This is a genomic window from Streptomyces sp. NPDC021562 (assembly GCF_040640875.1).
In the GTDB taxonomy this organism is placed as follows: Bacteria; Actinomycetota; Actinomycetes; order Streptomycetales; family Streptomycetaceae; genus Streptomyces.
On the sequence record NZ_JBFACN010000024.1, the window covers coordinates 1 to 17402 of the forward strand.

Genomic DNA, 17402 nt, shown 5'->3' on the forward strand with positions numbered 1-17402 from the left:
GGCTTCACTGGTACAACTACCACCGACCCCACACCGGCATCGGAGGCCAACCCCCAGCCAGCCGCGTCACCAACCTGTCCGAACAGCACACCTAGCGCCCCGTTCGAAGAGTCGCGGTTCCGTCGTCGAGGTGCAGGACGAGGTCGGCCTGCATGATCAGTCGAAGGTCGTGGGTGATGAGGACGGTGGTGCGGCCCGCGGTGAGCCGACGCAGCGGACCCATGATGCGGGCCGTCGCGGAGTCGTCGAGGCCTGTGGTGGGTTCGTCCAGCACCAGCACGGGGGTGTCCCGCAGCATGGCGCGGGCCAGGGCGACGCGCCGCCGCTGGCCGCCGGAGAGGGCGTTGCCGCGTCTGCCGACGGGGGAGTCGTAGCCGTCGGGAAGCGCTGTCACGAAGTCATGGGCGTCGGCGGCCACGGCGGCGGCGCGTACCTGCGCGTCGGTGGCGTCCGGCCTGCCGTAGCGGATGTTCTCGCGGACCGTCCCGTCGAAGAGCATGCTCTCCTGGGGCAACAGGGTGATGTGACCGCGTACTTCGTCGACCGGGAGCGCGGCGATGTCCTGGCCGTCGAGCAGGATGCGGCCGCGGGTGGGTTCGAGGAAGCGCAGCAGCAGGGCGGCCAGGGTGGACTTGCCCGCGCCGCTCGGCCCCGTCACCGCGACCAGCAGACCGGGCGGCACCTCCAGGTGGACCCGGTCGAGCACGGGACGCCGCCCGCCGGGATAGGCGAACCCGACGTCCTCGAAGGTGACCGCTCCGCGGACGGGCGCCGGCGGGACGGCGGGAGCGGTCGTGGACGTCGGGTGGCCCGGTGGGCCGGTGTGCAGGACCTCGACGAGGCGTTCGCAGGCGGCGGTGGCCGAGGACGCGCCGACGACCAGTTCACCGAGTTCCTGCAGGCGTGGGTGGAGATAGCCGAGGTAGGCGGCGAAGGCGAGGAGCCCGCCGGTGCTCAGGTGGTGTGCGGAGATCTGCCAGGCGCCGGCGCCGATGACGGTCAGCACGCTCACCGTCTCCAGCAGTTCACCGAGCGGGCCGTACACCGAGGACAGCCGGATCTGCCGCAGCCCGGCCCGCATCCAGTTCCGCCCCTCGCGGTGCACCTTGGCGTGCTCGGCCTGCTGGCGGCTGTAGGCCTGGACGAGGGGCATGTTGGCGAGGCTCTCCTCCAGCAGCGAGGCCAGCCGTCCGTTGCTGTCGCGTTCCGCGCGGGTCGCGGTGCGCATCAGGGTGCCGAACACCCGGGCGCCGAGCCAGATCAGCGGCGCGGCGGCGAACGTGATCAGGGCCAGCCGCCAGCTCGTGCGCAGGGCGGCGGCGGCGAAGACGAGGGCGCTGACCGCGGAGGTGAGCAGTTCCACGGGCGCGGACGCCACCAGCGTCTCGACCGCCTCGACGTCGCCGGTCAGCCGGGAGACGAGGTCGCCGGTGCCGTAGCGGGCCAGGGTGTCGGGCGGCAACTGCTGGAGATGCCCGAAGACCCGGTCCCGCAGGCCGAGGAGGAAGTGCTCGCTGGTCCACCCCGCCAGACAGCCGCCGGCCGCGGAGGCGACGGCCCCCGCCCCGGCGAGGGCCAGCCACAGGAGCGCGGGATCCCAGAAGGCGCCCAGGTCGCCGGGCGTGAGCACGTCGTCGGTGAGCTGCCCGGCGATGCCGATCGCGGCCGCGTCGCACCCGGCCGACACGATCAGGAGCAGCGCCGACACCAGGACGGCGGCGCGGTTGCCGCTGACCAGGGGCCAGAACGCACGGAACGCGGCCCACGGCGAGAGCCGGGCGTGGCGCGTCCGCACCGGAGCGGCCGCGGCGGGGCGGGCGGGGGCGGACAGGTCGAACGGTGCGGCGTCAGCCATGACCGGCCGGTACTCCCTGACTCCGTGGACGGCGCCGGGACCGCTCCGCCTCCCCGGGGGAAGGCGGTCCGGCCCCGGCGCCGTCCGGCGGTCGCGTTACTTGGCGTGCTTCTTGTGCTTGCGGTGGTGCTTCTTGTGGTGGTGCTTGTGATGCGCCTCCTTGGCGGCACACCCCACTTCCTTCTTCTTGGCCTTCTTGGCCAGTGTGATCTTCGCGAAGGACATGGCTTCTTCTCCTTGTCTCATTCGGTCGAGCGCGGTTCACACAGGAATACGGCGGTCGCGGTTCCGCCATTCAGGAGGCAGGTTGAGCGTCCGATGAAATTCCCTTACCGAAAACACAACAGGCCCGCCGACGGCCCGCTTTGGGACAATGACCGGCATGAACGACCGTATGAGCGACGCCGAGAACCGGCTGGCCAGGATCGAGCGGCGGCTGGGGACCGGCGAGCGCGACGTGGTGCCCGCGTGGCGCAGGGCGACCCAGGGCGAGCCCCGGTGGGCCGTGACCGCCGTGATCCTGGTGGCCGTGGCCCTCCAGCTGATGCTGCCGCACCGGCTCGCCCTCCAGCCGTACTGGCTCATGCCGGTCCTGGAGTTCGTGCTGCTGGCCGGCCTGATCGCCGGGAACCCGCGACGGGTGGAGCCCCGTACCCGATGGCTGCGCCTGGTGGGACTGGCCCTGATGGGCCTGATCAGCCTCGCCAACGGCTGGTCTGCCGTCCGCCTGGTCGTGGGCCTCGTGAACGGCACCGAGGGCGAGGACGCCGGACCCCTGCTGCTGACCGGCGGCGGAATCTGGCTGACGAACGTGATCGTGTTCGCCCTCTGGTACTGGGAATGGGACCGGGGCGGACCGATGGCACGGGTGTGCGGCCGACAGCAGTACGCGGACTTCCTTTTCGTGCAGATGCAGAGCCCCGAGACCGCGCCCGCGGACTGGGAACCGGCTTTCCTGGACTACCTGTACCTGTCCTTCACCAATTCCACGGCCTTCAGCCCGACCGACGTGATGCCGTTGTCGCGCTGGGCCAAGATGCTGATGATGCTCCAGTCCTCGGTCTCCCTGGTGACGGTGGTCCTGGTGGTGGCACGGGCCGTCAACATCCTGCGCTGACCGCGGCGCTGATCTAGGTTTCTCGCATGAGCGAAGAATCCCTGCGGCGCGTGACGGTCGAGCGCACCGCCACCGGCCGCTACACCGCGACGAACGCGCGCGGCGGCACGATCGCCTTCGGCACCGGCGACGGCACCGAGTTCACCCCGGTGGAACTGCTGCTCGCCGCGCTCGGCGGCTGCACGGCGGCCGACGTCGACGTCTCCACCAGCCGCCACACGGAACCGACCGCCTTCACGGTCACCGTCAGCGGCCACAAGGTCGCCGACGAGAACGGCAACCGCATGACCGACCTCGCCGTCGGTTTCCACATCACCTTCCCCGAGGGCGCGGCGGGCGACCGGGCCCGCGCCATCGCGCCCCGCGCGATCGCCGTCTCCCACGACCGCCTGTGCACCGTCAGCCGCACCATCGAGTCCGGGACGCCGGTGACCGTGTCGATCGAGGACGACCCGCCGAGGGACCTCTGAGCACGGGCGGCGCACGCCGCCGACCACCCGGCCCGCCACCGCCGGGCCGCCGGACCGTGGTTACGATGGCGCGTGAACGGTTCTCCCTCGTCCGGGCCGGACGGCGCGCCGGCCACCCGTGCCGCGTTCCCCCTCGGCGCCTCGACCACGCTCGCCGAACTCGCCCGGGACCCGCACCCGCGCCTGGCCCTGCTGCGCGCCCACGAGCCGGTGTCGTGGCTGCCCGAGCTGAACGGCTGGCTGGTCACCCGCCGCGACCTCGCGCTCCACGTGATGCGGGACTCCGACACCTTCACCGTCGACGACCCCCGTTTCACCACCGCCCAGGTCGTCGGGCCGAGCATGCTGTCCCTGGACGGAGCGGCGCACGCCCGTCACCGGGACCCGTTCGCGGCCCCGTTCCGGCCCCGCAGGGTGCACGACGGGTTCGCCGGCTTCATAGAACGGGAGACCGACCGTCTCCTCACCGGACTGGAAGCGGCGGGCACCGCCGAACTGCGCCGCGACTTCGCCGGCCCGCTCGCCGTGGCCGTCGTCACCGAGGCGCTCGGACTGGTCGGGACGACCACCGGCACGGTCCTGTCCTGGTACGACGCCATCGTGCGGTCGGTCTCGGACATCACCGCGGGACTGGAGGCGGGCCCGGCCGGCCCGGCCGCGTACGGACAGCTGCGGGCCGCCGTCGAGGCCACGGTCGCCGACCGGCGCGCCTCCTCGCTCCTGGTCGCCGCCGCCGAACGGCTGGACCTGCCCGAAGTGGCCTCCAACGCCGCCGTCCTGATGTTCGGCGGCATCGAGACGACCGAGGCGATGATCACCAACGCCCTGCTCCACCTGCTCCGGAACCCCGGCCAACTCGCCCTGGTGCAAGCCGACTACGGACTGCTGGACGGAGCCGTCGAGGAGTCGCTGCGCCTTGAGCCCGGCGCGGCGGTGGTGGACCGCTACGCCACCCGCGACACCGTCGTAGGACCCGCCGCCGTCCGCCGCGGCGACCTGGTCAGCGTCTCCCTGACGGGCGCCAACCGCGACCCGGCCGTCTTCTCCGACCCGGACCGTTTCGACGTCCGCCGCGCCGAGGCCCGTCTCCAACTGGCCTTCGCCCACGGCCCGCACCACTGCCTCGCCGCGCACCTGGCCCGCCTGGAGACCCGTATCGCCCTCCAGCGCCTCCTCGAACGCCTGCCCGGCCTCCGGCTCGACCCGCGACGGCCCGCCACGCCGCACGGCCTGGTGTTCCGCAAGCCGCCCACCCTGCACGTGCGGTGGGAGACCCCCGCCCGGACCCCGCCCGGTGACGCCGGTCAGTAGGCGTGGTGGACCTGCCAGAACGCCCAGGCCTGGCAGGGGCTGCCGTAGGTGGTGTTCATGTAGTTCAGGCCCCACTTGATCTGGGTGGCCGGGTTGGTCCGCCAGTCGGCGGCCACGGAGGCCATCTTGGAGCCGGGCAGCGCCTGGACGAGACCGTAGGCGCCGGACGAGGAGTTGACCGCCAGATAGTTCCAGGTGGACTCGTGGTCCACGATGTTGCTGAAGCACTGGAACTGGCCGCTGCCCACGATCTGCGCGGCGATCGCCTTGAGCTGCGCCACGGTGTAGGAGCTCTGGACCGGGAAGCTCGCCGAGGGATCACCGGCCGCGGCCTTCGCCGCCGCGCGCTTCTTGGCCTCGGCCTGCTTGGCCTCCGCTGCTCTGGCCGCCGCGGCCCGGGCGGTCTGCTCCGCGGTCTTCCGGGCGCTCGCGTCCGCCTGGACGGCCATCGCCTCGGCCTGCCGCGTCACGGTCGCCGACTGCACCTGGGCCTGGCGGCCCACGGGAATGTCCTGGAGGAGGGAGGCGTCGGCCGCCGGCGCCGGCGTGCCGCCGTCGTGGGTGCTGCTGGCCGAGGCCGCCCCGGCGACGCTTCCGACAGCGGTGACCGCGGTGGCCGAGACGACCGCGAGTCCCCGGACCGACAAACGGCTCACGCGCTTTCCTCCCCTGCGCCCGGACACCCGGGCGGGGTGACCGTCGAAAACATCTCGCTTGCTGGGTGACACGGTTGGCATACTCTTGCGCGCTTGCCCGGCCGGCGCAATCACAGGAGACGTGTGGATACTCACACGCCTCAAAACCAACCATGGGCGGCCGACGCACCTCGGTCGTGCTGTCTGACGGGGTGACTCCGGCGGGTAGGTTCCTACGGTCCTCGTCACGGGCACCTGTCCCGTGGCCGCCCTTCGACCGCGGACCCGTCGAACCCGCCTCCTGAGGTGACAACAGAAGACATGTCTGCACACGAATCCGCGCACCACTCACCCCAGCGCATCGGCGTCGTGGCCGAGTCCGCCCCCGGCGAGACCCGCGTCGCGGCCACACCCGCGACCGTGCGCCAGTTGCTGGGCCTCGGCTACCAGGTCGTGGTGGAGTCCGGGGCCGGAGCGGCCTCCGGCTTCGGCGACCAGGCCTATCTCGACGCGGGCGCCGAGGCCGGCGTCGCCTGGGACGCCGACCTGGTCCTGAAAGTGAACCCGCCCTCCGACACCGAGATCGCCCGGCTGCGGCGGGGCGCCACGGTGGTCGCCCTGCTGGCCCCCGCCCAGTCACCGGAACTGCTCACGGCACTCGCGCGGGCCGGGGTGACCGCGCTCGCCCTGGACGCGGTACCCCGTATCTCGCGCGCCCAGTCGATGGACGTGCTGTCCTCGATGGCGAACATCGCCGGGTACCGGGCGGTCATCGAGGCCGCGCACGTCTTCGGCCGCTTCTTCACCGGTCAGGTCACCGCCGCCGGGAAGGTGCCCCCGGCGAAGGTGCTGGTCGCCGGCGCCGGGGTGGCCGGTCTCGCGGCGATCGGCGCCGCTTGCAGCCTCGGCGCGGTGGTCCGGGCCACCGATCCGCGTCCCGAGGTGGCCGACCAGGTGAGGTCGCTGGGCGGCGAGTACCTGCCGGTGGACGTCGCCCAGGAGGCGGGCACCGACGGTTACGCCCGGGCGACCTCCGCCGACTACGACCGCGCCGCCGCCGAGCTCTACCACGACCAGGCCCGGGACGTGGACATCGTGATCACCACCGCGCTGGTCCCCGGCCGCCCGGCGCCGCGCCTGCTGACCGCCGAGGACGTGGCCGCCATGAAACCGGGCAGCGTGGTCGTCGACATGGCCGCCGGCCAGGGCGGCAACGTCGAGGGCACCGTGCCGGGACGTGCGGTCGTCACCGACAACGGCGTCACCCTCATCGGCTACACCGACCTGGCCTCCCGGCTGCCCGCACAGGCCTCGCAACTGTTCGGGACCAACCTGGCGAACCTGCTGAAGCTGCTCACGCCCGGCAGGGACGGACGGGCGGTCATCGACTTCGACGACCCGGTGCAGCGTGCCGTGACCGTCGTACGGCACGGCGAGGTCACCTGGCCGCCGCCGCCCGTGGCGGTCTCGGCCGCGCCCGCCGCGCCGACCGGGCCCCCGTCCCCCGCGCCCCGGCCGAGGCAGCCGCGGCTCACGCCGGCGCGACGCCTCGCACTGACCGGCCTCGGCATGCTCGCGCTGTTCCTCGTGGTCGCCTTCGCACCCGCCCGACTGGCCGGGAACTTCACGGTGTTCGCGCTGGCCGTGGTGATCGGCTACTACGTCATCGGCAAGGTGCACCACGCGCTGCACACGCCCCTGATGTCGGTGACCAACGCGATCTCCGGGATCGTCGTGATCGGTGCCCTGCTGCAGATCGGGCACGAGAGCCGGATCGTCACCGCGCTGTCCTTCGTGGCGATCCTGCTGACGAGCGTGAACATCTTCGGAGGTTTCGCCGTCACCCGCCGCATGCTGTCGATGTTCTCGAAAGGCTGAGCCGAGATGACCTCCTCGACGGCATCGCACGCTGCGGACCTGGTCGCCGCCCTGCTGTTCGTCCTCAGCCTCGCCGGGCTCTCCCAGCACCGCACCTCCCGCGCGGGCGTCGGCTACGGCATCGCCGGCATGGCCCTCGCCCTGGTCGCCACCGTCGTGGTGGCCGCTCGGAGCATCACCGCCGGCGCGGTGACCCTGATCGTGCTGGCGATGGTGCTGGGCGCGGGGCTCGGGCTGTGGCGGGCCCGGCGCGTCGAGATGACGCAGATGCCCGAACTGATCGCGGTACTGCACAGCTTCGTCGGCCTGGCCGCGGTGCTGGTGGGCTGGAACAGCTTCCTGGAGGTGGAGTCGCACGGCGACGCGGGGACCCGGGTCGGCGCCGACCTGCTGGGCATCCACCACGCGGAGGTGGTCATCGGCGTCTTCATCGGCGCGGTCACCTTCACCGGCTCGGTCGTCGCGTTCCTGAAGCTCTCCGCGCGCATCAGGTCCCGTCCCCTCACGCTGCCGGGCAAGAACGCGCTGAACCTCGGTGCGCTCGCCGCCTTCGTGGCCCTGACCGTCTGGTTCACGGTCAGTCCGAACCTGCCACTGATGAGCGCGGTGACCGTGCTGGCGCTGGTACTGGGCTGGCACCTGGTCGCCTCGATCGGCGGCGGGGACATGCCCGTCGTCGTGTCGATGCTGAACAGCTACTCGGGCTGGGCGGCGGCCGCGGCCGGCTTCCTGCTCGACAACAACCTGCTCATCGTCACGGGGGCGCTGGTGGGCTCCTCCGGTGCCTACCTGTCGTACGTCATGTGCAAGGCGATGAACCGGTCCTTCCTCTCCGTCATCGCGGGCGGCTTCGGCATCGAGGCGCCCTCGGGAGGCGAGGACGCGCAGGGGGAGCACCGCGAGATCCGGGCCGCGGAAGCGGCCGAGGCGCTCGCGCGGGCCCGGTCGGTGGTCATCGCCCCCGGCTACGGCATGGCCGTCGCCCAGGCCCAGCACCCGGTGGCCGAGCTGACCCGCAGACTGCGGGAGCGGGGCGTCGAGGTCCGGTTCGGCATCCACCCGGTCGCCGGACGCCTGCCGGGGCACATGAACGTGCTGCTGGCCGAGGCGAAGGTCCCGTACGACATCGTCCTGGAGATGGACGAGATCAACGACGACTTCGCCAGTACCTCGGTCGTGCTGGTCATCGGCGCCAACGACACCGTCAACCCGGCCGCGACGGACGACCCGGCGAGCCCCATCGCCGGCATGCCGGTGCTGCGGGTCTGGGAGGCGGAGCACGTCGTCGTCTTCAAACGCTCCATGGCCGCCGGTTACGCGGGCGTCCAGAACCCGCTGTTCTTCCGCGACAACAGCAGCATGCTCTTCGGCGACGCCAGGCAGAGCGTCGAGGACATCCTGCGGGCGCTCGGCCCGGACGACCACCGGACACCGACGTCGTCCGCCCGCCGGCAGACCACGGCCCCCCGCTGAGGTGGCCCTCGGACGCCTCCGGGCCGACGGCTCACGGCTGTGCACCCGGGGGCGCACGGACGGCCGCGGAGCACGGCTCACCGTACGCCCGCGCGGCCCCGGTGGTGCCCGCCGCACCGGCGGCGGGACGCCGGCCCGGGACGGCGGGCGTGCTCGCGTGACGCCGGTCCTCAGCCCGTGGCGGGTTCGGCGGCGGGGGAGGGGACCCGGCCGCCGGGGATCGCCGCGAGCAGCTCGCGGGTGTACGCGTGGCGCGGCGTGGTGAACAGGGCCTCGGGCGGTCCCGTCTCGACCACCCGCCCGGCCCGCATCACGGCCACCTCGTGCGCGATCTGCCGCACGACGGCCAGGTCGTGCGAGATGAACAGGTAGGCCACCCCCGTCCGGTCCTGCAACTCCGCCAGGAGCTCCAGCACCTGGGCCTGGACGGAGACGTCCAGCGCGGAGACCGGTTCGTCGCACACCACCAGGTCGGGGGAGAGCGCGAGGGCCCGCGCGATCGCCACCCGCTGGCGCTGTCCGCCCGACAGCTCCGCCGGGCGGCGCTCCAGCGTCGCGGCGGGCAGGGCGACCCGGTCCAGGAGCTCGCGGGCCCGGTCGAGCCGGGAGGCGCGGTCGCCGACCTTGAAGGCGCGCAGCGGCTCGGTGACGACGTCGCCGATCGAGAACCGCGGGTTCAGGGAGGCGTACGGGTTCTGGTAGACCAACTGGGCCCGGCGGCGCAGCTCCCTGACCCGACCGGCCCCTGCGGTGGTGACGTCGGCGCCGTCGAAGAGGACCTGTCCCGAGGTGGGGTCGGCCAGCCTGAGCACGAGACGGGCGGTGGTGGACTTGCCCGAGCCCGACTCCCCGACCAGGGCGAGGGTCCGGCCGCGGGGCAGCGTGAGGCTGACGCCGTCGACCGCGCGCAGGGTGCGGGCCTCGCCGCCGGCGCGGGGCAGCCGGAACTCCTTGACCAGGTCGCGGACTTCCACCAGCGGGACGGTGGCCGGGTCCGCGGCGCCGACCGCCACCGGGGTGCGGGCCGCCACCGGGTTGCGGGGCGCGGCCGTGGTCGCGCTGGGCGCGCTCGCCAGCAGCCGCCGGGTGTACTCGTGCTGCGGGTCGGCCAGCACGGAGCGGGTCTTGCCCGCCTCCACGACCCTGCCCCGCTCCATGACCACCAGCCGCTGGGACCGGTCGGCGGCCACCCCGAGGTCGTGGGTGACCAGCAGGACCGCGGTGCCCGACTCCTCGGCCAGCCGCTGGAGGTGGTCGAGGATGACGCGCTGCACGGTCACGTCGAGCGCGCTGGTCGGCTCGTCGGCGATGATCAGTTCCGGCCCCGCGGCGATGGCGATGGCGATCAGCACCCGTTGCCGCATACCGCCGGACAGCTCGTGCGGGTACTGCCGGGCCCGGACCGCCGCGTCCGCCAGCCCGGCCCGGTCCAGCACCGCGACCGCCTCGGCCGCCGCCGACCGCCGGGTCGCCCGGCCGTGGATCCGCAGCACCTCGGCGACCTGCTCACCGACCCGCTTGACCGGGTTGAGCGAGACCGTCGGATCCTGCGGGACCAGCCCGATCCGGGCGCCGCGCACGGTCCGCAGCTCCGCCTCCGACAGGGTGGCGAGATCATGCCGGCCGAAGCCGATCGTGCCCGCGTCGATGGTGCCGTTCGCGGCCAGCAGCCGGATGACGGCGTGTGCCGTGGTGCTCTTGCCGGAACCCGACTCGCCGACCACGGCGGTCACCTGACCGGGCCAGACGTCCAGGTCGACACCTCGCACCGCCGGCACCGTGCCGCCCCGGGTGCGGTAGGACACGGACAGGCCGCGGATGCTGAGCAGTGGTGTGGTCACGTCCTCGCCGTTCTCGTGTGCGCCGCTCATCGCTGCCGGTCCCATGCGCCGTCCAGCGCCCGCGCGATCCGGTTGGTGGCCAGCACGGTCGCGGCGACGGCCAGACCGGGCAGCGCGGTCAGCCACCAGGCGTTGGCCAGGTAGTTGCGGCCGTCGGAGATCAACGTGCCCCACTCCGGGGCCGGCGGCGGCGCGCCGTAGCCGAGGAAGCTGAGCGCCGACACGGCCAGGATCGAGGAGCCGAAGTCCAGGGTGGCCAGCACGATCACCGGACCGGCCGCGTTGGGCAGCACGTGCCGGCCGAGGACCGAGTACCAGCGGGACCCGCAGGAGCGGGACGCCTCCACGAACACCGCCTGCCGCACCCTCAGCACCTCGGCACGGGCCACCCGGGCGAACGAGGCGACACTCGCGATGCCGACCGCGACCGCGACCTTCACCGTCCCGTAGCCGAGCGCGGTGACGAGGGCCAGGGACAGGAACAGCGCCGGGATGGACAGGAGCACGTCGACGAACCGCATCAGCACGTCGTCCACCCACCGGCCCACGAACCCGGCGGCCGTGCCCAGCAGTCCGCCGACCACGAACGCCACCAGGACCGCGATCAGCGTCGCCTTCAGGGAGAGCTGGGCGCCGTACACCACCCGGGAGAACACGTCACGGCCGAGTTCGTCGGTACCGAACCAGTGACTGCCGCCCGGACCGCGGAAGTTGTCGGCCGGCACCCCCCGCAACGGGTCCTGGGAGGTGAACAGCTCCGGCCAGAAGGCCGCCGGCACCACCAGCACCAGGACCGCGACGGACAGCAGCAGTCCGGGGCGGCGCACCAGGAACCGCAGCACCCGCCGCGGCCCGCCGGGGCGGCCCGGTGCCCGCGGGGGACCGGCCTCGACGGGCCGGGTGAGGCCGAGGGCGGCGTCCGCCGCGTCGTCGACAACGCTCTGACTCATGCGAAGCCCGCCCTCCTGTCCGGGGCCACCACGATCCGGGGATCCAGCAGCGGGTAGACGAGGTCGACGACCAGGTTCGTCGCCACGAAGATCAGCGCGCCGAACACCACCACCCCCTGCACCAGCGGAATGTCCTGGGCGGTCACGGCCGCCGCGGTCACCCGGCCGAGGCCGTCCCGCGAGAACACCGTCTCCACGACCACCGAGCCGGCGACCAGCTGCCCGACCAGCAGCCCGACGACCGTGAGCGCGGGCAGTGACGCGTTGCGCAGCGCATGCCGCAGATGCACCCGCGGGCGCCCGGCGCCCTTGGCCCGTGCGGTCTCCACATAGGCCTGGTCCAGCGCCGTGAGCAGACTCTTGGCCAGCACCTGGGCGACCAGCGCCCCGGTCGGCACGGCCAGCGTCAGCGCCGGCAGCACCAGGCCCCGCAGCCCGTCGTTGCCGAACGCGGGGAACCAGTGCAGCCGGAACGAGAACGCCTCGACCAGCAGCAGCCCCACCCAGAAGGTGGGTACCGACACCCCCAGCGGAGGCAGCGACAGCAACAGCTGCCGCAACCACCGCTGCGAGGCGTACGTCGCCACCACCGCGAGTCCGCCGCCGAACACCACCGCGAGCAGCAGCGCGGCCCCCGTGAGCTGGAGCGTCCCCGGGAGCGCGGCGCCGATGACGGAGGTGACCGGGCGGCCGCTGGAGACGGCGTCGCCGAAATCCCCGCGCACCGCCCGCCCGAGGTACTCGGCGTACTGCACGAGGACCGGCTTGTCGAAGCCGTACTCGTGCCGCAGCGCCGCGAGCTGGGCCGGGTCGACCTGTCCCGAGTCCATCCCGGCGCCGGCCATCGCGGAGACCGGGTCACCGGGCAGGAAGTCCAGCACCAGGAACGACACCGTGTAGGCCGCCCACAGCACCCCGACCGCCTGCGCGAGCCGTTTGATCACATAGCGGCGCACGGGCTAGCCGATCCAGGTGTCGTGCAGCTGGATCCGGCTGCCCGAGTCGAAGTCCAGGTCGTGCACCTTCGTGGACACGCCCAGTTGGGTCTGCAACTCCACCACCGGCACGTCGTACGCGTTCTGGACGATCAGCCGCTGCGCCTCGGCGACCAGCTTCGCGCGCTTGGCGGCATCGGTCGTCGCGGCCTGCTGGGACAGCACGGTGTCCAGCGAACTGGCGGTCAGATGGTAGAAGTTGGCCAGCTGTGTGGAGAACGAGGTGCGCAGGATGTCCGGGTCCGACCGGGTCACGTTGCCCCACACGACGTCGAAGTCACCGGCCTGCAGGGTCGTCGCGAACTGGGTGACCGGGAGCTGCTTCAGCACCACGTCGATCCCTACGGCCTTCAGCTGCTGCTGGACCAGTTCCAGCGCGGGCTGGTTGGTGGCCGCGTTGGGGAACCAGGTGATGGTCAGGCTCAGCCTCCTGCCGCCCTTGGTACGGAAGCCGTCACCTCCCGTCTTCCAACCGGCCTGGTCCAGCAGGGACTTCGCCTTGGCCGGGTCCGTGGTCAGGTCCGCGGACAGGTCGGTGTAGTCAGGGGTGGTGTGCGCCAGGACGCTGCCGGCCGGCCGGGTGCCGGTCGGGAAGACGGTGTCGGCGATCTGCTTGCGGTCGACCGCGACCTGGAGTGCCTGCCGCACCCTGGCGTCCTTCAGCAGGGGACTGGCGTTGTTGAGACCCAGACCGAACACCACCCCGGGGTTGGCCCGGCGGGCGAGCGTGACCCGGCCGCCCTTGAGCGCGGCCTCGTTGGCCCTGCCGACGCTGCTGATCGCGTCGACCTGACCGGACTGGAGGCTGCCGGCGCGTACGCCCGCCTCCGGTACCACCTTGAAGACCAGTTTGTCCAGGTAGGCCTCGCCCTTCTTGGCCCACAGACCGGATCCCCAGGCGTACCCGGTCCGCCTGGCCAGGGTGATCGACTGGTTCTGCACGTAGCCCTTCAGCACGAACGGCCCCGATCCCACCACCCCGTCGCTGCACTTCTGCTGCGGGGTGCGGTGCACGCTCGCCGACGACTCGATGCCCAGTGAGTGAGTCGAAGTCGCCTGCAGGAACTGTGCGTTGGGCTGCGCGAAGGTCACCTGCACGGTGAGCGGGTCGACCACGGTGGTGCTCTTGACACCGCTGAGGTAACCCTGGGCCAGGGTGCCCAGGGCGCCGAGCTTCGGCACCGCGTCGAAGTTGTCCTTGACCACCTGCGCCGTCAGCTTCGACCCGTCGCTGAAGGTGACGCCCGGGCGCAGACGGAACGTGAACCGGGTGGCGTCGGAGTTGATGTCCCAGCTCCGGGCCAGCCAGGGCACGATCTTGCCGGTCCTCGGGTCCTGGTCGGTCAGCGAGTCCACGATCTGACGGACCGAGTAGATGGTGTCGTTGCTGCCGACCTGCTGCGGATCCACGCAGCCGGAGTCGGATCCCACCGCGAAGGTCAGGGTGCCGCCGGACTTCGGCCGGCTGCTCGCGCCGCCGGAACCGCCGTCGCCCGCACCACAGGCGGTCAGCAGCACGCTGGTGGTCAGCAGGGCGGCCAGCGGCGCCCAACGGGATGATCTGAATACCGGAAGTGCGGTCACGGAGGGTTTTCTCCTACTCGTGTCACCGGGCACCGGGTGCCTGGCGTCGGGAGCGCGGCACGTCGTGCGGGGACGGACGTGCGCCCCGGCCGGTCGGCGCCGGCCGGGGGAAAGCGCTGATCAGACGGTGGTCGGGAGGACGCCACCGGGCGCGGTGGCGGGAGAACGGGCAGCGGACTGCCACGCGGGAGCCGGGAGCCGGGAGGCCGGTGCCTGGCGGCGGTCCGGGTGCCGACCTGTGGATGCCGCGCGAGGGGCCCGGCCGTCGCGGTGGCCGGTCGGGGGGCTGGTCAGCGACGGCTTGTCAGCGGACCGGGGGCCTGCTCGTCAGCGACAGCGTGTCGTGCGACAGAGGCAGCTGGTCGAGCGCTTGAGGTCGATGTGGCGTCGGCGGGAGAGCCGGGAGAACGGCATGGCACCGGCGCAGGAGGCGACCGCCGCATGATCGCTGTGCATACCGGTCCCTCCCCGTCTCCGGCCCCGCCACCGGGGCCACGCGCTTGCGGTGATCGTCGGTGACCCCGCCGGGCTTTCACCTGGAGCACCCCACCGCGCGGGAGGGTTGCCGGTCAGCGAGCCAGGGCTTGACGCTGACACTCAATGCCGATCGAGATGCTACGGAGCGGACTTGTCGAACGTCAATGCCACACAGGGACGTTCGGTGCCGTGAGGGTGCCGGCCGCGCTGCGGGCCGAGCTCGATGACGGCCTCGCGCGGCGACCAGCCGTGCGACGCCGCCTTCGCCCGCCCTTCGCGGCGCCAGGCGCGCGGCAAGACGGGGAGACCGCGGCGCGGGCCGGGCAGGGGTCAGCGGCGCGGAGAGGACAGACGGCCGAGCGGGTGCGGCAGAAGTCCACACTCGGCCGCCCCGGCGCATGTCAAGAACACCCGGTGTGGCCGCTCCCGCGCCCGTCCGTCGCGTCGGTTCGGGGCATGGCCGTGGGCGGTGGGGGTAAGCGCCTCCTAGCGGGACCAGCAACCGGTGCCGACGAGGCCGGACGACCGGGAGGGACGCATGAGGGGAACGACGACCGTGCCGGCCGCCGGGCAGAAGGCGGATGTTCCGGGGATCGCGGTGTTGACAGGTGCTCGTCGCGGCGTCTCCCAGCTGCACGTGTCGCGCCTGAGCGAAGGCCTGCTGCCCGCCTGACGTGCGGCACCGGCCTCGTGCGTTTCCCAGGTCGGCTCCCCCCTCCGAGACGTTGGCCACAGGCAGAGACGGTGATTCGGGGGTACCAGACAAGGGAGGCCCCGGGCCCGACTGTTGCCATTTGACAACTATGGGTGTGAGGCAACAAAGTAACCGAGTCGCATTGCGCGGGAAGGAACTTGCGATGTTCTGGTGGGCGGAGGTCGCTCCGTGTGCTGGCCGCCCGAGCCCCGACGTGTCGACGCGATCGGTGGCCTCGGAAGGCGTTCAGGCCGTCCGGCCCCCGGCACGCGGCTCGTCGCTGTGTATCTGCAGCGCCGCCGTGTCGCAGAACGCCTCCAGCCCCTCCAGTAGCGCGGTCCGCTTCGCGGCGGGCATCAGCTCCAGCACCGCCTGGAGTTCCTGCTCCCGGCGTGCACGCAGGTCGTCGAGGAAGACGCGGCCCCGGTCACTGAGATGGAGTCGTACCTCGCGCCGGTCCGCAGGGCTGACCACGCGCTCGACGAAGCCGGCGGCCACCAGTCGGTCGCAGAGCCGGCTGGTGGACGGGGGCGTGGAGGCGAGCGAGTCGGCGAGGGTGCGCAGATTGATCCCGTCCTGGTGCTCCAGCATCAGCAGCACGCGCATCTGGGAGGGCGAAGCCGGCGCGGTCGAGGCCCGGCCCCACAGGACTTCCAGCAACTCCACCGCCGTCAAGGTCACGCGTGCTACCTCGACTGGTTCGGGGCGGGGGCGGAAGACAGTCACCGTCACACTCTCGCAGGCACCTGGGACGTCTTTCAGCGTACTAGGTGCCGGTTGCTGCAACAGATGGTTCGGACGACCCGGCACGACGCGGCACGGAAAGCCCTGCCGCGTGTGCAAGGCTCGTGTGCGTCCGACGGAGGATGGGTGTATTTACAATCGTGAAGAGATTTGTGACCGCTGAACGCGCTCTGCGCACGGCGGCCCCACATGAGCTGCTCGACGTCGTGCGCAGAGTGCTCGCACAGGAGTACGCCGCGACGTCCGTGGAGCTGCTGCTGGCCGACTACGGCCTGACCGTGCTGCAGCCGGTGTCCTCGCTGCCGAGCACCGCGGAGCCGGTGCCGGTGCACAGCGGCCCCGTGGGCCGTGCCTTCGGGGCCCAGGAACCCCTCGTGGAGCCCGCTCCCGGGGGTGCCGTACGCGTCCATCTGCCGGTCACCGTGCGTGGCGACCGGTTGGGCGTGTTGTGCGTCACTCTGCCGGACGGGGAGGACGCGCCCGGCCTGCTGGGTGAGCTGGCCGACATCGCCGAGGTGCTCGGCCATGAGATCGTCGTCGCCGAGCGTGACACGGACGTGTACCTGCGCGCACGGCGCAAGGACCGGCTGACCCTGGCCGCCGAGATGCAGTGGCAGCTCCTGCCGGGCCGCTCCTGCGCGCGCCCCGAGTACGAACTCGGTGCGCAGCTGGAGCCCGCCTACGCGATCTTCGGTGACAACTTCGACTGGTCCGCCACCGCGGACCACCTCATGCTCTACGTCACCAACGGCATGGGCGAGGGCATAGAAGCGTCCCTGCTGACGAACCTCGCCATCAACGCGCTCCGCAACGCCAGGCGGGCCGGCCTCGCCATCGACGACCAGGCCGCGCTGGCCGACCAGGCGGTGTACGCCCACTACCAGGGGCGCTGCTACCTCTCGGTGCTGATGTTCGACTTCGAGCTGGCGACGGGCCGGGCGAAGGTGGTGGACGCGGGTTCCCCGCGGCTGCTGCGGCTGCGCGACGGAGTGGTCGAGCAGGTCACCTTCGAGGCGCAGCTTCCGCTGGGGATGTTCGAGGAGACCGACTACGTGGTCCAGGACTTCCAGGCGGAACCGGGCGACCGGCTGGTCTTCGTCAGCGACGGGGTGTACTCGGTGGCCTCGCCGCAGGGGGAGGCGTACGGCGACGCCGCCCTGGCCAGGGCGATCATGTCCACACGGCTGCTGCCGGCAGCGGAGGTGCCGCGCGCCATCCTGCGGGAGCTGACCGGGCACCGCGGGCAGTCCGTCCCGCAGGACGACGCCCTGGTGGTCTGCCTGGACTGGCACGGGCGCTGAGCCGCTGTGGCCGTACGGGGGAGGTGTTTGCCATGTGGAATATTTGTCCTGCGGCAATGAACGACATTGATTGCGCC

General features: G+C 72.3%; 15 protein-coding genes and 1 riboswitch. Of the genes, 7 read left to right on the forward strand and 8 right to left on the reverse strand.

Annotation, left to right across the window (positions count from 1 at the left end; all coding sequences use genetic code 11):
- Positions 1-91: 91 nt before the first annotated feature.
- Complete coding sequence (locus AB0G52_RS30900) at positions 92-1855, reverse strand: ABC transporter ATP-binding protein (RefSeq protein ID WP_361340749.1); 1764 nt, start codon at positions 1853-1855, stop codon at positions 92-94.
- A 96-nt stretch (positions 1856-1951) separates the two neighbouring features.
- On the reverse strand, positions 1952-2080 hold the full coding sequence (locus AB0G52_RS30905) for a hypothetical protein (RefSeq protein ID WP_276207598.1): 129 nt from the start codon (positions 2078-2080) through the stop codon (positions 1952-1954).
- Positions 2081-2237: 157 nt separating this feature from the next.
- On the opposite strand from AB0G52_RS30905, the gene AB0G52_RS30910 reads away from it, so the two are divergent.
- The 3 genes from AB0G52_RS30910 to AB0G52_RS30920 all read left to right on the forward strand — a co-directional run bounded on the left by AB0G52_RS30910 (position 2238) and on the right by AB0G52_RS30920 (position 4753).
- Positions 2238-2972, forward strand: coding sequence for a hypothetical protein (locus AB0G52_RS30910; protein ID WP_132890818.1), 735 nt, complete (start codon positions 2238-2240; stop codon positions 2970-2972).
- A gap of 26 nt (positions 2973-2998) precedes the next feature.
- Positions 2999-3442, forward strand: coding sequence for an OsmC family protein (locus tag AB0G52_RS30915; RefSeq protein ID WP_132890819.1), 444 nt, complete (start codon positions 2999-3001; stop codon positions 3440-3442).
- Positions 3443-3514: 72 nt separating this feature from the next.
- Positions 3515-4753: a cytochrome P450 gene (locus AB0G52_RS30920; protein WP_361340754.1), complete on the forward strand. Its 1239-nt coding sequence runs from the start codon at positions 3515-3517 to the stop codon at positions 4751-4753.
- Here the strand turns inward: AB0G52_RS30920 and AB0G52_RS30925 are convergent.
- Complete coding sequence (locus tag AB0G52_RS30925; protein ID WP_132890821.1) at positions 4747-5409, reverse strand: transglycosylase SLT domain-containing protein; 663 nt, start codon at positions 5407-5409, stop codon at positions 4747-4749. The genes AB0G52_RS30920 and AB0G52_RS30925 overlap by 7 nt on opposite strands.
- 300 nt (positions 5410-5709) lie before the next feature.
- On the opposite strand from AB0G52_RS30925, the gene AB0G52_RS30930 reads away from it, so the two are divergent.
- Together AB0G52_RS30930 and pntB are read left to right on the forward strand one after the other, a co-directional pair.
- Positions 5710-7266, forward strand: a complete 1557-nt coding sequence (locus AB0G52_RS30930; RefSeq protein WP_361340757.1) for a Re/Si-specific NAD(P)(+) transhydrogenase subunit alpha — start codon at positions 5710-5712, stop codon at positions 7264-7266.
- Between the two features lie 6 nt (positions 7267-7272).
- Positions 7273-8739, forward strand: a complete 1467-nt coding sequence (gene pntB, locus AB0G52_RS30935) for a Re/Si-specific NAD(P)(+) transhydrogenase subunit beta (protein WP_361340760.1) — start codon at positions 7273-7275, stop codon at positions 8737-8739.
- A 170-nt stretch (positions 8740-8909) separates the two neighbouring features.
- Here pntB and AB0G52_RS30940 read toward each other — a convergent pair whose 3' ends face one another.
- From AB0G52_RS30940 to AB0G52_RS30955, 4 genes are read right to left on the reverse strand one after another with little or no spacing between them, the layout of a single operon-like run.
- Entirely contained in the window at positions 8910-10610 is a 1701-nt protein-coding gene (locus AB0G52_RS30940; RefSeq protein ID WP_361340763.1) for an ABC transporter ATP-binding protein, read from the reverse strand.
- Positions 10607-11530: an ABC transporter permease gene (locus AB0G52_RS30945; protein ID WP_361340766.1), complete on the reverse strand. Its 924-nt coding sequence runs from the start codon at positions 11528-11530 to the stop codon at positions 10607-10609. The genes AB0G52_RS30940 and AB0G52_RS30945 overlap by 4 nt, the downstream gene beginning before the upstream one ends.
- Positions 11527-12486, reverse strand: coding sequence for an ABC transporter permease (locus AB0G52_RS30950; protein ID WP_361340769.1), 960 nt, complete (start codon positions 12484-12486; stop codon positions 11527-11529). The genes AB0G52_RS30945 and AB0G52_RS30950 overlap by 4 nt, the downstream gene beginning before the upstream one ends.
- Before the next feature lie 3 nt (positions 12487-12489).
- The gene (locus AB0G52_RS30955; RefSeq protein WP_361340772.1) at positions 12490-14109 is read right to left on the reverse strand and encodes an ABC transporter substrate-binding protein; all 1620 of its coding nucleotides are present in this window, start codon (positions 14107-14109) and stop codon (positions 12490-12492) included.
- Between the two features lie 491 nt (positions 14110-14600).
- Positions 14601-14714, reverse strand: a riboswitch (SAM riboswitch).
- A gap of 410 nt (positions 14715-15124) precedes the next feature.
- On the opposite strand from AB0G52_RS30955, the gene AB0G52_RS30960 reads away from it, so the two are divergent.
- The gene (locus AB0G52_RS30960; RefSeq protein WP_361340775.1) at positions 15125-15259 is read left to right on the forward strand and encodes a hypothetical protein; all 135 of its coding nucleotides are present in this window, start codon (positions 15125-15127) and stop codon (positions 15257-15259) included.
- A 267-nt stretch (positions 15260-15526) separates the two neighbouring features.
- Here AB0G52_RS30960 and AB0G52_RS30965 read toward each other — a convergent pair whose 3' ends face one another.
- Complete coding sequence (locus tag AB0G52_RS30965; protein ID WP_132890827.1) at positions 15527-15961, reverse strand: MarR family transcriptional regulator; 435 nt, start codon at positions 15959-15961, stop codon at positions 15527-15529.
- Positions 15962-16146: 185 nt separating this feature from the next.
- On the opposite strand from AB0G52_RS30965, the gene AB0G52_RS30970 reads away from it, so the two are divergent.
- A complete protein-coding gene (locus tag AB0G52_RS30970) occupies positions 16147-17325 on the forward strand; it encodes a PP2C family protein-serine/threonine phosphatase (protein ID WP_165939443.1) in 1179 nt (392 codons plus the stop codon).
- Positions 17326-17402: the final 77 nt, after the last annotated feature.

Coding starts and splice junctions, on each gene's coding strand:
- AB0G52_RS30900 (WP_361340749.1), bottom strand. CDS start 1,855: ATGGCTGACGCCGCACCGTTCGACCTGTCCGCCCCCGCCCGCCCCGCC.
- AB0G52_RS30905 (WP_276207598.1), bottom strand. CDS start 2,080: ATGTCCTTCGCGAAGATCACACTGGCCAAGAAGGCCAAGAAGAAGGAA.
- AB0G52_RS30910 (WP_132890818.1), top strand. CDS start 2,238: ATGAACGACCGTATGAGCGACGCCGAGAACCGGCTGGCCAGGATCGAG.
- AB0G52_RS30915 (WP_132890819.1), top strand. CDS start 2,999: ATGAGCGAAGAATCCCTGCGGCGCGTGACGGTCGAGCGCACCGCCACC.
- AB0G52_RS30930 (WP_361340757.1), top strand. CDS start 5,710: ATGTCTGCACACGAATCCGCGCACCACTCACCCCAGCGCATCGGCGTC.
- pntB (WP_361340760.1), top strand. CDS start 7,273: ATGACCTCCTCGACGGCATCGCACGCTGCGGACCTGGTCGCCGCCCTG.
- AB0G52_RS30940 (WP_361340763.1), bottom strand. CDS start 10,610: ATGAGCGGCGCACACGAGAACGGCGAGGACGTGACCACACCACTGCTC.
- AB0G52_RS30945 (WP_361340766.1), bottom strand. CDS start 11,530: ATGAGTCAGAGCGTTGTCGACGACGCGGCGGACGCCGCCCTCGGCCTC.
- AB0G52_RS30960 (WP_361340775.1), top strand. CDS start 15,125: ATGAGGGGAACGACGACCGTGCCGGCCGCCGGGCAGAAGGCGGATGTT.
- AB0G52_RS30970 (WP_165939443.1), top strand. CDS start 16,147: ATGGGTGTATTTACAATCGTGAAGAGATTTGTGACCGCTGAACGCGCT.